13 protein-coding genes are annotated in these 14,934 nt (G+C 39.4%); 12 read left to right on the top strand and 1 reads right to left on the bottom strand.

What is annotated here, in order from left to right; translation table 11 throughout:
- The first annotated feature begins 184 nt into the window (after positions 1–184).
- The 4 genes from SCI76_RS06500 to SCI76_RS06485 all read left to right on the top strand — a co-directional run bounded on the left by SCI76_RS06500 (position 185) and on the right by SCI76_RS06485 (position 3,301).
- The gene (locus tag SCI76_RS06500; RefSeq protein WP_048018531.1) at positions 185–1,429 is read left to right on the top strand and encodes a Bcr/CflA family efflux MFS transporter; all 1,245 of its coding nucleotides are present in this window, start codon (positions 185–187) and stop codon (positions 1,427–1,429) included.
- Between the two features lie 118 nt (positions 1,430–1,547).
- The gene (locus SCI76_RS06495; protein WP_063246909.1) at positions 1,548–2,390 is read left to right on the top strand and encodes an aldo/keto reductase; all 843 of its coding nucleotides are present in this window, start codon (positions 1,548–1,550) and stop codon (positions 2,388–2,390) included.
- A gap of 139 nt (positions 2,391–2,529) precedes the next feature.
- Positions 2,530–3,015 (top strand): hotdog fold domain-containing protein, encoded by a 486-nt coding sequence (locus SCI76_RS06490; RefSeq protein ID WP_328174729.1) that lies wholly within the window; start codon positions 2,530–2,532, stop codon positions 3,013–3,015.
- A gap of 37 nt (positions 3,016–3,052) precedes the next feature.
- Positions 3,053–3,301, top strand: coding sequence for a hypothetical protein (locus SCI76_RS06485; protein WP_013082444.1), 249 nt, complete (start codon positions 3,053–3,055; stop codon positions 3,299–3,301).
- A gap of 152 nt (positions 3,302–3,453) precedes the next feature.
- On the opposite strand, the gene zwf is transcribed toward SCI76_RS06485, so the two are convergent.
- Complete coding sequence (gene zwf, locus SCI76_RS06480; protein WP_081213942.1) at positions 3,454–4,968, bottom strand: glucose-6-phosphate dehydrogenase; 1,515 nt, start codon at positions 4,966–4,968, stop codon at positions 3,454–3,456.
- 164 nt (positions 4,969–5,132) lie between these two features.
- Here zwf and SCI76_RS06475 point away from each other — a divergent pair, with 164 nt between their 5' ends.
- The 8 genes from SCI76_RS06475 to SCI76_RS06440 all read left to right on the top strand — a co-directional run bounded on the left by SCI76_RS06475 (position 5,133) and on the right by SCI76_RS06440 (position 14,638).
- Positions 5,133–5,498: a helix-turn-helix domain-containing protein gene (locus SCI76_RS06475; protein WP_014460848.1), complete on the top strand. Its 366-nt coding sequence runs from the start codon at positions 5,133–5,135 to the stop codon at positions 5,496–5,498.
- Positions 5,499–5,701: 203 nt separating this feature from the next.
- Positions 5,702–6,343 (top strand): 3-hexulose-6-phosphate synthase, encoded by a 642-nt coding sequence (gene hxlA, locus SCI76_RS06470; RefSeq protein ID WP_048018534.1) that lies wholly within the window; start codon positions 5,702–5,704, stop codon positions 6,341–6,343.
- A 362-nt stretch (positions 6,344–6,705) separates the two neighbouring features.
- Complete coding sequence (locus SCI76_RS06465) at positions 6,706–9,129, top strand: FAD-dependent oxidoreductase (RefSeq protein WP_275211819.1); 2,424 nt, start codon at positions 6,706–6,708, stop codon at positions 9,127–9,129.
- Positions 9,130–9,159: 30 nt separating this feature from the next.
- On the top strand, positions 9,160–10,320 hold the full coding sequence (gene solA, locus SCI76_RS06460) for an N-methyl-L-tryptophan oxidase (protein WP_016763565.1): 1,161 nt from the start codon (positions 9,160–9,162) through the stop codon (positions 10,318–10,320).
- 66 nt (positions 10,321–10,386) lie between these two features.
- Entirely contained in the window at positions 10,387–11,535 is a 1,149-nt protein-coding gene (locus SCI76_RS06455; protein ID WP_047930880.1) for an SRPBCC family protein, read from the top strand.
- An 80-nt stretch (positions 11,536–11,615) separates the two neighbouring features.
- Entirely contained in the window at positions 11,616–12,869 is a 1,254-nt protein-coding gene (locus SCI76_RS06450; protein WP_407545099.1) for a glycine betaine/L-proline ABC transporter ATP-binding protein, read from the top strand.
- 2 nt (positions 12,870–12,871) lie between these two features.
- Entirely contained in the window at positions 12,872–13,735 is an 864-nt protein-coding gene (locus SCI76_RS06445; protein WP_028413966.1) for a proline/glycine betaine ABC transporter permease, read from the top strand.
- Between the two features lie 21 nt (positions 13,736–13,756).
- Entirely contained in the window at positions 13,757–14,638 is an 882-nt protein-coding gene (locus SCI76_RS06440) for a glycine betaine ABC transporter substrate-binding protein (RefSeq protein ID WP_255900178.1), read from the top strand.
- Positions 14,639–14,934: the final 296 nt, after the last annotated feature.

The raw sequence follows: 14,934 nt of genomic DNA, 5'->3' as shown, positions 1-14,934 counted from the left end.
GGAATTTCAAGCGCTGTTTTTTATGTTAACCGTATGTAGTTGTAGTTACTCATACCTTCTTCTTTTCCAGTGGAACTTTATCTGCATCTCTAGACAAATGTCCTAGACAGAAGGGGTGCCTTTCAATAGACTAGAGGTTATCTGTGAAAATACAATATTTAGATAAGGAAGGTGCTCTGCTATTATGCTTCATAATCCAACTGGAAAAAAACGTCTAGGATTGGCGTTTCTTCTCAGCACGCTTGCGATATTAGGTCCGCTTAATATCGATATGTATTTGCCAAGTTTTCCTTCTATTGCTGATCATTTAGATGCGCGAGCTTCACTTGTACAGCTTAGCTTAACATCATGTTTACTAGGACTTGCCGTTGGTCAAATCGTGATTGGTCCAATCAGTGATGCAAAGGGACGAAAAGGACCTTTACTCATCTCCATCTCTTTATTTATGTTATCGTCATTGCTCTGTGCACTGGCTCCTACTATCACGGCTTTAGTTATCGCACGCTTTTTGCAGGGGTTTACGGCTTCGGCAGGAGTTGTTCTTTCTCGCGCCATTGTCAGAGACGTTTTTAGCGGAAGAGAACTTACGAAGTTTTTTGCTCTGTTAATGGTTATCAATGCCTTTGCACCAATGATAGCACCAATGGCCGGAGGTGCTATTTTACTTCTTCCTTTTGCAAGCTGGCATACTATTTTCTTGTTTTTAAGTTTAATAGGTCTTTTAATTGTTTTAACAATCTCAATGCGTTTAAAAGAAACTTTGCCCATTGAAAATAGAACACCAAGTTCAATTGGTCATTCTGTTCGCACAATGGGCAGTTTATTACAAGACCGTTCTTTTATTGGGTATGCCCTAATTATCGGACTGGTCCATGGAGGAAGCTTTGCTTATGTATCAGGCACTCCATTTGTCTATCAAGGGATATACCATGTTTCTCCGCAAGTTTTTAGCATTTTGTTTGGTATTAACGGCTTGGCTATTGTGACTGGAAGCTTTATTATTGGGCGCTTTAGCGGAATTATCCATGAAAGAAGCCTGCTTCGCATTGCCGTGATTACGGCTGTAAGTGCTACTAGCGTACTTCTTATCATGACCATGCTTAAAGGGCCGCTGGCTACGATTGTTATTCCCATTTTTATTTACATGATCTCTATAGGAATGACGATCACAGGCTCGGTGACATTGGCAATGAAAAATCAAGGACATAGAGCAGGGAGTGCGAGTGCCGTGTTAGGTATGCTTCCATTAACTTTAGGATCAATTGTTTCTCCTTTAGTAGGGATTAACGAAACAACAGCGATTCCGATGGCTGCTATCTTATTTAGTACGGCGCTTTTAGGTTTTGTAGCTTTCTTTACGTTAACTAAAAACAAGAAAGAAGCAGAAAAGTGCGAAGTTAACGAGTTTAAAACGGAGGTTTCTCCGTAATCGCTTTTTGGATTGTTTTAAAAGCATCACTCCTTTGTGAAAAGGAGTGATGCAAATTTATTCAAGTATTGGATAATATATGCTAACCTTATGACATGATCGAAAGGAGTGGATAATAATGAGTAAAGTAATTCCTGAAATAACGCTTAATGACGGGGTAACCTTGCCTGCTATAGGTTTTGGTACATACAAGCTTAACGGAAATGAAGGAGTCAACGCTATAACGAGTGCGATTGATGTAGGGTATCGTCTAATTGATACGGCTTATAATTACGAAAATGAAGGCACCGTGGGCCAAGCGCTTCGAAGAACACCGGTTTCTAGACAAGAACTGTTCGTTACGTCTAAACTCCCCGGGCGATACCATACGTATGACAAAGCAATTCCTACCATCCAAGAATCTTTATATCGCGCGAATTTAGACTATTATGATTTGTATCTTATTCATTGGCCTAATCCTAAACAAGATCATTATGTAGAAGCTTGGCAAGCACTGATTGATGCGAAGCGCTGGGGCTTGATTCGTTCAATTGGTGTTTGTAATTTTCTTCCCGAGCATATTGAGCGCTTGGAAAAAGAGACCGGCATTTTACCAAGCATCAATCAAATAGAACTGCATCCTTTTTTTAATCAACATCAATATCGAAATTGGTATCAAGAGAAAAACATTCAAATTGAATCTTGGAGTCCACTAGGACGAGCGAGTGCTGTTTTAGAAAATGAAACGATTAAACAAATTGCAGACCGTCATAATAAGACAGTTTCACAAGTGATTTTGCGATGGCATTATCAGCTAGGCGCCATTTCAATCCCAAAATCGTCATCTCGCAAGCGGCAGCTTGAAAACATATCGATTTTTTCATTTTCTTTAGATGAAACGGAGATGAATATGCTTTCAGAATTGAACCGCGAAGATGGAAGACTTAATAATCAAGACCCCGCTGCCTATGAAGAATTTTAACGATAAGGCCTCACTTATTTTTTAAGTGAGGCTTTTCTTCTAAGATTTCTAGTTATGTAAGCTTGAAAATAGTCCGTTTAGTTCTAACGATTGTAAGAGAAAATGTGTTAAAATATTCCGAAAAAAGGAGTGGTGAACCATGGGAAAAGTAGTAAAAGCGATTCAAGACGAATATCCGGATGATTTTGCATGGTGTTACGGCTGCGGCCGATTAAATCAGGACGGCTATCATTTTCGGACAGGATGGCTAGGAGAAAAAACAATTACCCTTTATACACCTAAGCCTGAACATACAGCTATACCAGGATTTGTATATGGCGGACTTCTTGCATCACTGATTGATTGTCATGGAACAGGCTCTGCTTCTCTTGCTCTATACCGTAAAAATGGCTGCGAAATAGGAGATTCAGCAGAGCCGCCGCGATTTGTTACCGGTTCTCTCCACGTGGATTTTAAAAAACCAACGCCCCAGGGTGAAGTACTAAAAGCAATAGGAACGGTTGAAGAAATTCACCCGAAGAAGTGGAGAGTTAAAACAGAAGTATACGCGAGTGACATCATTGTTGCGACCGGAGAAGTTGTAGCAGTTGTTATGCCAAGTACGTTTAAACGAAAAGAAGACTAAAAATGTAAAAAAGTTACATGAAAAAGGAGGAAAAGGTATGGGTAAATGTAATTTAGACCACTCGGTAGAAGATGTACAGCAGAAGTTTAACTCGCAGTCACAATGGCTGCCAGAAGATATTCGCTCGTTATTTCATGAGTTTCTCGTACGAAATCCTTCGCAAACAACATTAAACGAGATGTTTCATTTGCTGAAGAAATATGATTTAGTTGATGAACAAGAAAGAAAAGAGCGAGATCGAAAAATCAAATGGCTGATATTAAATAAAGAAAATACGAACAACTAGAAGCAACTACATGCAGTAAACTTACGTTTACGACCACAATGAAAAAGTCCGAACGAGTTGGATTCTCCATCAAGAATCTCGCTTCATCGTTCGGATCTTTCTTCAAATAAAATGCTTTTACCCCAGCCTCTTTTTAACGAGATTAAAAGTAATCACCACCACTTAAACCCGTCGTCTTCTAACAAATGATTTGAAGCCGCTGGTCCCATCGTACCCGCAGGATAAAAATGAAGAGGAAAGCGTTCATCATTAAAAACTTCTAAAATAGGTTGCACCCATTTCCAAGATAATTCAACTTCTTCCCAATGAGCAAAAAATGTGGAGTCTCCCTGTAAAGCATCAACTAACAGCAGTTCATAAGCTTCGGGTACTTCTCTTTGATTTGTTGAGAAATTGATAAAAATAGGTTCGATTTTATTATCATTCAAAGGGTTTTTGCTGTTTAATTGCAGTGATATACCTTCATTTGGGCTGATTTCGACAACCAAAAGGTTGGGAATAATTTCTTCGTCTGTATAAACATCCTTTAAAGGATGTTTAAATTCAATGACGATACGCGTGCATTTTTTACTCATTCTTTTTCCTGTGCGAAGATAGAAAGGTACTCCTTTCCAAAGCTCATGATCAATCCATACCCGGACTGCTATAAATGTGTCATTGACGGAAGCAGCATTGATGCCGGGCTCTTCTTTATATCCTATAACGGAACGATTTTGGATTTTTCCCGCTTCGTATTGACCTCTTATGACGTTCGAATGGATAAACTCTTTTTGTAGAGGACGAAGGCTTTTCATAATTTTTATCTTTTGTTGGCGAGTCTTTGCGATGTTAAGTGTCTTTGGCAGCTGCATGGCAGTCATCATAAGCATTTGAAGCATATGGTTTTGGAACATATCCCTAATTGCACCGGCCTGATCATAGTAAAACGCTCTTTCTTCTACACCAACTGTTTCACTAGCTGTAATTTGGACATTTGCAACGTAGTGATGATTCCATAGTGCTTGTAAAATAGGGTTTGCAGATGCTAAAGCCTCCAAATTTTGGATCATTGGTTTTCCTAGATAGTGGTCGATACGATAAATCTCTTCTTCATTGAACGTTTCAGTAAGCTTTTGATTTAACACTTGAGCAGATTGTAAATCGTGTCCGAAAGGCTTTTCGATAATAAGACGTTTCCAGCCTTTTGTAGATCCTAATCCGCCGCTGTTTATATTTGAAGCAATGACGTCTACAAATTCAGGAGCCACTGATAAATAGAAAAGACGATTTTCAGGAATATTTAATTCTGCTTCGCCTTCTTGAATAGCATACAGCAACTGGTCATATCCACCACTATTGGTAACATCCATTTTATGATAGCGAACTGTCTTAAGAAATTCTTTTATCTTGGATTCACCTTGTCTAAAGCGCCTTGAAAAAGTCTTTACTGATTCTTCTACATATATTTGAAAGGCATCATCAGACCAGTTGCTTCTATCCGTACCAACAATAGAAAAGGAAGAAGGAAGCTTTTTATCTAAAAATAAATTATATAACGCAGGAAAAATTTTTCTTTTAGCTAAATCTCCTGTTGCTCCAAATAAGATAAAGGTCATGGAATCCACTTCTAACGCTTGTGGTGAATGAGACTTGAGACAATTATCACGTGAACGAGCTACACTGCCCAATTGATCTCCTCCTTTATTTTAACGGCCTATTACAGTGAATATAGTCTTTTACCACCTTTACAGATTACAGTATAGCAGGTACAATTTTCCTTTATAAGTAGACACTTTATTTTCATATAGTGTCTAAAACTATACTATTACGCATAAAAAGGGAGGAAAAAGGATTGAGCAGACTTTTTAGCAAAACGTTTAACTGTGAAAAGGAATTAACGTTAACGATTATTGGAGGCAAGTGGAAAATGCTGATTATGTGGCACCTAGGAAAAGAAGGGACGAAACGATTTGGGGAGTTAAAGTCCATGATGCCGGGAATTACTCAGCGAATGTTAGTAAGTCAGCTGCGAGAATTGGAAGAAGATCAAATCGTTCACCGAAAAGTCTATCCGGTTGTCCCTCCAAAAGTTGAATATTCCTTGACTGAACACGGGAGAAGCTTGATGCCCATCCTTGAGAGCATGGATGAGTGGGGAAAAAATTATATGGAAACCTTTATAGAACCTGAAATGAATAACTCCACACATATGGGATAAAATCTTTTCTTGAGAAGGTTACAAAAACGTCTTTATTATTCAGAATTTTCTAAAATAAACACAATTGATAAGATACACCGAAGCATCCATAGTATATTTTTAGTGACTATATGTTTTAAAAGTGCCTACTTTTTTTTTGAAAGTAACGGTTTTACAATGAATTCATGCTAGACAACCCCATTTAATGAAGGAGTGAAGTAAGTATGGAACTTCAATTAGCATTGGATCTTGTAAATATTTCAGAGGCAAAAGAAGTAGTGCAGGAGGTTCAAGAGTATATCGATATTGTAGAAATTGGAACTCCAGTTGTAATTAACGAAGGGCTAAAAGCAGTCAAAGAAATCAAGGAAGCCTTTCCGTCTTTAAAGATATTAGCTGATTTAAAAATTATGGATGCAGGTGCTTACGAAGTCATGAAAGCTTCTGAAGCGGGTGCTAGTATTATTACGATTCTTGGCGCTACTGATGATTCGACTATAAAAGGCGCTGTAGAAGAGGCCAAAAAACAAGGAACACAAATTCTTGTTGATATGATTAATGTAAAAAACCTTGAGCAACGTGCAAAAGAAGTCGATGCACTCGGTGTTGACTATATTTGTGTACACACAGGGTATGATCTTCAAGCTGAAGGAGAAACCCCGTTCGAGCAGCTTCAAACGATTAAACGAGTTGTGAAAAATGCAAAAACAGCGGTGGCAGGAGGTATTAAACTGAATACACTTCCTGAAGTCGTGCAGTCACAGCCGGATCTTGTGATTGTAGGCGGGGGGATTACAAGTGAAAAAGACAAAAGAAACGTTGCAGAAGAAATGAAAAAAGTAGTCAAACAAGCAACTTTGGTCTAAAAATAAGCAAAAGTATTTAAGCCTTCAAAATTAATTAATCAGTAAATGGTTTAAAAAGAAGATAGCTAAGTTATTTTAGCTATCTTCTTTCCGTCATTTTTGATATAACCATTCATTGATAAGTGTCATTTTGACAGATAGATAGTTTCTTTAAAATTCGTTATTAGAAAGAAAAAGACGGCAGTTTTTCTGATATTTTAAAGTTAAGAAAGCGTTATCCGAACATTAGCGGAAGAAAGTCTAAAAAAATCTATGTCACACTTTTTAACAAAATACTTTGAAAATTATGAATCTTAAAAATATAATTAACTATCGACAATATTTAACATCTTCAAACCAAAAAAGGAGGGAGATATAAAGTGATGGAACATAAGAGGATAGTAGTGATAGGAGCTGGAATTGTCGGGTGCAGCATTGCCTACTATTTAAGTAAAATGGGGCAAAGAAACATAACAGTGATTGAGCAAGGCCCTTTGTTTGAAACGGGAGGATCTACTTCTCACGCTCCGGGGCTTGTATTTCAGCTTAGCTTTTCAAAAGTCCTGACAACACTAGCTTCTCAAACAGTCGAGACCTTTAAAGAGTTGAGTACAGATGAACAGCGCTCGTTTTATCCTGTCGGCAGTTTAGAAGTTGCCCGTACACCAGAGCGATTAGAAGACCTAAAGAGAAAGGCTGGTGTTGCCAGCTCATGGGGAATCGAAGCTCTTCTTCTTTCACCGCAGGAATGCGCGGAAAAAAATTCGCTGATTTGTCCTGATCGTATTTGCGGAGGTCTCTATGTTCCTTCAGACGGTATTGCCAAACCTTTGCATGCCGTTGATAAAATGACTAGTTTTTCTAAAGAGTGCGGAGTAGAATTTTACGGTCATACAGAAGTGACGAATATCGAAGTGACAAATGGTCAAGTGAAAGCAGTGTACACGAGCGCTGGAAAATTTGAAGCAGATGTAATCGTGTGCTGTGCCGGATTTTGGGGACCTCGCATCGGAGAAATGGTCGGTGTAACAATTCCTCTTCAGCCGATGGCTCATCAATATGTGTTTACAAATGATTTACTTGAATTAAACGGAGAAACGGAAGAAGCCGCGACTCCTCTTATTCGAGATCAAGATAATGCAATTTATTTTCGTCAGGTAGAGAAAGGGCTTGGGATTGGATCATATCAGCATGAGCCGTTTCCAATCGAACTCAGTGACATTACAAAATACGGAGAAACAAAAGAAATGCCTTCTGTTAAACCTTTTACACCAAAAGATTTTGAAAAACCGTGGGAAGATGCATTGGAACTAATTCCGGCATTAAAACAGCCAGGAATAAAAAAAGGAATGAACGGCATTTTTTCCTTCACACCTGATGGGATGCCGCTGCTTGGCGAATCACAAGCAGTAGGGGGATTTTGGGTAGCCGAAGCCATATGGGTAACGCACTCTGCAGGTGTTGCTAGGCAAATGGCTGAATGGCTGATGAATGGTGCACCGACTGTGGATTTGGAGCTATGCGATATTAATCGTTTCGATACGTATGCATGCAGCCCTGTTTATTACAAACAGCGGTCTATTGAAGAATATGAAGAGGTTTATAGCATTCATCATCCATTTATGCAGCGAAAAGTATCGCGAAACATGCGCGTAAGTCCATTTTATATGCGTCAGCAAGAACTAAAAGCGTATTTTAACGAAAAAGCAGGGTGGGAGCAGCCGCAGTGGTATGAAGCTAACTATCCGCTTATATCCACATATGAAAAGAAGATGGTTATAAGAAAGGGGTGGTCGGCTGAATATTGGTCACCGATTATCGAGGCTGAACAGTTGCATACTCGTCAGTACGCGGCGATTTACGATACAACGGCAGCAAAGAAAAGGTTGGAAATTAAAGGGGAAGGAGCTCTCCAGTTTTTACAGAAGCTAACGACAGGAAATATAGACATTGCAGTAGGGCAAAGCATACGTACGTGTATGTTGCATGAGCGAGGCGGCATAAAAGATCAAATAACGGTTATTCGCAAAAATATATCCACTTTCTTGATTGTTTGTACGGGAGCCGTAGAAGCAAGCTGGATTCAAAAACACGTGCCTCAAAACGGTCAAGTTGTTTTTCAAGATGTAACGTCAGGGACATGCAGTATAGCATTAATTGGTCCTAAAGCTACAGGAGTAATGAAGTCCGTGGTTCAACGCTCAGAACTTAGCAGCACTTGGATTGAAGGGCAAGCGAAAACCTTGTTTATTGAAAAGAGTTCAGTTCTTGCTCTGCGTGATTCCTACGGGGGAATGGAGAGCTGGGAGTTGATTACGACTTCTGATCAAGGTCTGAATTTATGGGATGTATTAATTGAGCAAGGACAGCCTTATCAGCTGATTGCCGCGGGAGACCGAGCTCTTGAAAATCTTCGAATTGAATCTTTTTCGTTAAAAAGCGGGAAAGACTTTTGGAGCGAGCATCATCCATATGAAGTTAACCTTCATGAAATGGTTGATTTAACAAAACCAGTTTTTATTGGAAAAGAGGCATTGCTTGATCGTCAGCGAAAAAATTCTGAAACAGTATTAGCGACGCTCATATTAGATGATCCTTCAGCGATAGTAATGGGATATGAACCGGTCTTTTATGGAGAAACAGCCCTCGGATTTGTGACAAGTGCCGGCTATTCATACAGCTTAGGAAAAGGAATTGTACACACTTTATTATCTCAAGCCGTACATGAAGAAATGGTTTTAGAAGTTGAATACTTTGGTCAGCGTTATCAAGCAACAATGATGACACACTCCCCAGCGGTAGTTTAATTGATCAATCGAAAGACAGGAGGAATGCAGATGTCAACACATTATGATGTCATTATTATCGGATTAGGAGCTATGGGGAGTACGGCTGCTTATCAGCTCGCCAAAAAAGGTCAGCGGGTATTGGGGTTAGAACAATACGGTCCCGCTCATGACCTAGGATCGAGTCACGGCGGTTCTAGAATCATTCGACAGTCGTATTTTGAAGACCCTGCTTACGTTCCATTATTGCTTCGCGCCTACGAATTATGGAATGAAATTGAAAGAGAAAGCGGTCAAGAAATTCTTACGGTTACCGGTGGACTTATGATGGGACCTCCTGATAGCTTGACGGTTTCTGGAAGCATCGAAAGCTCTAAACAGTGGAATCTTGCGTATGAGATTCTAGAAGCAAAGGATATTTACAAACGGTTTCCGGCGTTTACACCTTCACCTGCTACGGTTGCTCTATATGAAGAAAGAGCTGGATTCGTTAGGCCGGAAGCGAGCGTATATACTCACCTTCTTCAAGCAGAAAAGTACGGAGCTGAGCTTCATTTTTTTGAGGAAGTGGTGTCGTGGGAAGCTCATCCTTCTGGTGAAGGCGTGCGCGTTATAACAGCTAATGGAGTATATGAAGCTGGGAAAATCATTATTTCTGCAGGCGCTTGGGCACCTGATTTATTACGGGATTTGGGTGTTAGCTTACAAGTAGAGCGTCATGTGCAAATGTTTTTTGAACCAACACAAGGAATAGATATTTTTTCAGTGGGAAAACAGCCGATTTATATTTGGGAAGCAGATGATTATGTACAGTTGTATGGTTTCCCTTCGTTTGGATTAAAGGCTGAAGGAGCAAAAGTGGCGTTTTTTCGAAAAGGAACAGCGTGCACTCCGGAAACGATTGATCGAAATATATATGAAGACGAAGTGAACATGATGCGGCACTATCTAGCTCAAGGTATTCCACAGCTTAACGGTCGATTTTTACAAGGGAAAACGTGCATGTATACCAATACACCAGATGAACATTTTGTCATTTCACTGCATCCTGAATATCCTCAAGTAGCGATTGCAGCTGGATTTTCTGGACATGGTTTTAAGTTTGCAAGCGTAGTAGGAGAGATTTTAGCAGATTTAGTGATAGAGGGAAAAACTAATCACCCAATTGATTTGTTTACTCCGCAGCGATTTGCGGCGAATAAAATAGTATAAATCGTCGTCAGCTCTTGCGAATGGTTCTATTTAAATGTTTCTAAAGAAGCGAAGGAGGAATAGTAGATGGTTATGGAACATGGTTTAGTGAATGATAATGGGAGACTTGAGCCCACGTTGAGAGGAGAGCTGTATACATCTTCGGACATTTTTAAGTTAGAAAAAGATCATATATTTTCTAAATCATGGAGTTTAGTTGCATTTGAATACGAAATAGCGGAACCAGGACAATATATTACGACGAGAGTTGAAGGCGAAAATATTTTAATTACTAGAGGAAAAGATCACGTGCTGCGTGGATTCTTGAACGTATGTCGGCATCGAGGAGCTAAGCTGTGCAGCCAAGCATCCGGTAAAGCAGGTGTTATTCGCTGTCCATATCATTCGTGGAGCTATAGCTTAGATGGTGATTTAGTGGGTGTTCCTAACACAAGCCGCTGTCGAGAAGAACTCGTGCATAATGAAAATTACGGACTAACATCCGTTCACATTAAAGTGTGGCACGGCATGGTTTGGGTTAATTTATCTGACAATCCTATATCTGTTGAATATCAGCTAGACGCACAAATTTTTGATCGTTTTGGAGAACTTTATACGTTTGCTAGATATGAAATTCAAAATTTAAAATCCGCTCATCGTGAAGAATATGAAGTCGAGGCAAACTGGAAGCTTATTGTAGAAAACTTTCAAGAGTGCTATCACTGTTCCTCTATTCATCCTGAACTTACGGCAACGCTGCCTGAATTTCGTTCGGGAGTCGGCACTCAAAGTTCCGTGGGAGGCGGAGCTAAGTTTGGGAATGAATTAGAAGCTTTTTCAATCAGCGGGAAAGGAAGCCGTCCTATGCTAAAAGGATTGCTTCCGGAAGATGACCGCACGTATTTTGGCATTACCGTTCTGCCGCTTGTATTTATCAACTTAACACCGGATCACGTTATTATTCATCGTATTATTCCAATTAGTGCGGAAAAGTCTAAAGTGATTTGTGAATGGTTATTCGACCCGGAAGAAATGGCTAAGCCTGATTTTGACCCAAAAGATGCCGTGGAATTATTTCATCGCGTTAATTTACAAGACTTTGAAGCGTGTGAGTGGTGTCAAGAAAATATGAGCTCAAAATCTTATAAAGAAGGAGGTATTTTAGTACCTATCGAACAGCACGTTTCTCAATTTTACAATTATGTATTGGAAGCAATCGGTATGAAGGTCGAATAGTAAGTAGAAGTGGTCTGACACGTTACCTTGAGGTGTCAGACCACCTCTAACAATCTACTTTAAAAAAAGGGGGAAATAAATTGAGTACAAGCTCTAACCTAACAGAACCCATTATCCGCGTTACCGATGTTTCAAAAGTATTTGGCCGTCAAAAAGAACAGGCTCTTAAGCTGAGAGAAGCTGGAGAAAGTAAATATGAAGTCGAACAAGCTACTAAGACAACCGTTGCTATTTACAATGCTCATTTCGAGGTGAAAAAGGGAGAAACCTTTGTGTTAATTGGATTATCAGGAAGCGGGAAATCTACTTTACTTCGATGCTTGAACGGGCTTGTAGAACCGACAGAAGGGACGGTATATCTAGAAAACACAGATATTTCTCATATGCCAAAAAGACAGCTTCAGGAAGTCCGGAGAAATAAAATTGGGATGGTCTTTCAAAATGTGGGCCTCCTTCCAAACCGCACCGTGATTGACAACATTACATTCGGTCTAGAGATACAAGGTGTATCAGCAAGCGAAAGGGAAAAGCGAGGGAAAGAGGCGCTTGAAATGGTGGGGTTAAATGGACAAGCTTATAAAAGAATTTATGAATTATCAGGAGGTATGCAGCAGCGGGTTGGATTAGCGAGAGCCCTTGCTTCTGAACAAGAGATTTTGCTGATGGATGAGCCTTTTTCGGCGTTAGATCCTCTTATTCGAAGAGATATGCAAAAGCTATTTCTTGATATTCAAGGAGAAGTACAAAAAACAGTTATCTTTGTAACGCATGATCTAGATGAAGCATTAACTTTAGGGCACCGGGCTGCCGTAATGAAAGACGGAGAGATTGTACAGCTTGGAACGGCTGAAGATATTTTAAGTCAACCCGCAACCGATTATGTAAAACTGCTTGTTCAAGACGTTAATTACGGAAAAATCCGCCTTGCTAAAGACGCTGTTATTCCGGTAGAAACGGCTGCCTATGAGTATGAATCACCACAAGTTATATTAAGAAGAATGAGAACCAATCATTTATCTGCGATTTTTGTTCTTGATAGTTCTGACCGCTTATTAGGTATGATGAGCATCTATACAGTGATGGAGCTTATTGAAGCTCATAAACATGATTTAAAAGGAAAAGCATTGACACAGCCGCATTGCGTCAATCCTGATATGTCTTTACAAGAAATGATTCCTCTATTTACAGACAGTCATTCGCCTGTAGTCATTGTTGATAATCATCATCGCCTACAAGGTATGATTTCCCCGAGCACTCTTATTGCAAATCTCACTGAACGTATTGCAGTGACCGAGCAGCAAGAAGTTAAATCATATCAAGTGGAGGGTCGATAAATATGATGGTGAATGCTGCGATGATTCCTCGTATTCCTTTAGATAAATGGGCAAATTCATTTGTTGATTACATGATTGATAGTTTTTCAGGTGTATTTACTGGAATCAACCAGATAATGACCAGTTTAATCAGCAGCCTTGAATGGGCATTGACAGCCTCTCCTCCGCTAGTAACTGTCCTTGTTTTTGTTCTATTAGCGCTATGGTTGACAGATTGGAAGATAGCTGCATTTACGTGTTTTGGGTTACTTCTTATTATTAGCTTGGATTTATGGGAAGCATCAATGCTGACCTTATCTCTCGTTTTAGCTTCTACGATTATCTCACTTTTATTTGGCGTTCCTTTAGGCATATTATCACACCGCTTTAACAAAGTGGGGGCAGTCATAAAGCCTATTCTTGATATTATGCAAACGATGCCTGCTTTTGTTTACTTAATTCCTTCCGTACTTTTATTTGGATTAGGGAATGTTACAGCTCTTATTGCTACGTTTATTTTCGCAATGCCGCCTGCCGTTCGTCTGACGCTGCTTGGGCTTCAGCAAGTTCCGCACACTACTTTAGAAGCAGCGGAAGCTTTTGGAGCGACAGAATGGCAAAAATTAATTAAAGTCCAGCTGCCGCTCGCTTTGCCTATGATTATGTCGGGTGTCAACCAAGTTATTATGCTATCTCTTTCGATGGTTGTTATTTCTTCCATGGTCGGTGCGGGAGGCCTAGGTGCAGAGGTATTACGAAGCATCAGTATGCTGGATGTAGGCTTAGGGTTTATCGGTGGGATTGCGGTTGTTATTATTGCCGTTATCTTAGATCGTTTAACGCATCTTTCTACTCGAAAAAGCCAAGATATTCAATCAAGCAAATAAAATGGATAAAGGTGGGATTAGATGAAACATTCAAAAAAAATTTCTTTTATTATGCTAACAATCGTCGTCATGCTGCTTGTCTCTGCATGCGGAAATAGCAATACGGCAAGCGGCACGACGACTAAAAAAGAAATTACAATTGGGTACATACCATGGGACGAAGCCGTAGCCGTTACGTTTTTATGGAAGGAATTATTAGAGGAAAAAGGCTATAAAGTTAAAGCAGTTCAAAGTGACGTAGCCCCGCTTTTCTCAGGAGTTGCTCAAGGAAATATTGATTTATTTTTGGATGTATGGATGCCTACTACCCATAGTTCTTACATGAAAAGATTCGGAAAACAAGTAGACGTTCTCGGCACTTGGTACGATCAAGCAGACAGCGGATTAGCCGTTCCCGACTATGTAGACGCGCAGTCGATAGGTGATTTAAAAAATAAGAAAGGGGAGTTTAACGGAAAGATTATTAGCATTGAACCGGGATCTGGAATCAATGGTCTTACGAAAGACCATGCCATGCCCAGCTATGGGTTAACAGACTGGAATTTAGTAGAGAGCAGTACAGCTGCGATGCTATCGGAATTGGATAAAGCCATTGCTAATAAAGAACCCATTGTTGTTACGTTATGGCGCCCCCACTGGGCTTTTGAAAAGTATAATCTCAGATACTTAAAAGATCCCAAAAATACGATGAATCCAACTGGACCTGAAAAAATACAGTCGATTAGCAAAAAGGGATTTAAAGAAGATTATCCAGAAGCAGCAAAGTGGCTGAAAGATTTTTCTATTAGTGACGATCAACTAGCATCTTTAGAATCAGAAATTAACAGTGCAAAAGACGAAACAAAAGGTGTGAAAAACTGGATTTCTAAAAATAAAAAAGTGACGGAAAGCTGGGTAAAATAATAGATGGAAAAGAAAAGGCTGTCTCATAAGTGAAGCTATTGACTTAGAAACTGTTTTTTTGGGGGAGAACTTTTTATCTGCAGTTTTTCTAACGGATTAAGTTCGGTAAAATCTCAATAAATGAAAGTTTTTTAACCTGATATGTAAATTAAAAAAATATATTTAAATTAAAAAAAGTGGCATTGCTTTCTATTATCCAAGTACAATTTAAATAATGAATGCTTTACGTTTCGCATGTAAGTATTTATTTATACCTATGTTGTCATAATTTATGTGATTCCCCAAAGCATAAATTA

It is taken from the genome of Priestia sp. HNGD-A6 (assembly GCF_045784335.1).
GTDB lineage: Bacteria > Bacillota > Bacilli > Bacillales > Bacillaceae_H > Priestia > Priestia zanthoxyli.
Note: the sequence above shows the minus strand (reverse complement) of the source record. Positions and strands in the feature narration are given on the sequence as shown.

Coding starts and splice junctions, on each gene's coding strand:
- SCI76_RS06500 (WP_048018531.1), top strand. CDS start 185: ATGCTTCATAATCCAACTGGAAAAAAACGTCTAGGATTGGCGTTTCTT.
- SCI76_RS06495 (WP_063246909.1), top strand. CDS start 1,548: ATGAGTAAAGTAATTCCTGAAATAACGCTTAATGACGGGGTAACCTTG.
- SCI76_RS06490 (WP_328174729.1), top strand. CDS start 2,530: ATGGGAAAAGTAGTAAAAGCGATTCAAGACGAATATCCGGATGATTTT.
- SCI76_RS06485 (WP_013082444.1), top strand. CDS start 3,053: ATGGGTAAATGTAATTTAGACCACTCGGTAGAAGATGTACAGCAGAAG.
- hxlA (WP_048018534.1), top strand. CDS start 5,702: ATGGAACTTCAATTAGCATTGGATCTTGTAAATATTTCAGAGGCAAAA.
- SCI76_RS06465 (WP_275211819.1), top strand. CDS start 6,706: ATGGAACATAAGAGGATAGTAGTGATAGGAGCTGGAATTGTCGGGTGC.
- solA (WP_016763565.1), top strand. CDS start 9,160: ATGTCAACACATTATGATGTCATTATTATCGGATTAGGAGCTATGGGG.
- SCI76_RS06455 (WP_047930880.1), top strand. CDS start 10,387: ATGGTTATGGAACATGGTTTAGTGAATGATAATGGGAGACTTGAGCCC.
- SCI76_RS06445 (WP_028413966.1), top strand. CDS start 12,872: ATGATGGTGAATGCTGCGATGATTCCTCGTATTCCTTTAGATAAATGG.
- SCI76_RS06440 (WP_255900178.1), top strand. CDS start 13,757: ATGAAACATTCAAAAAAAATTTCTTTTATTATGCTAACAATCGTCGTC.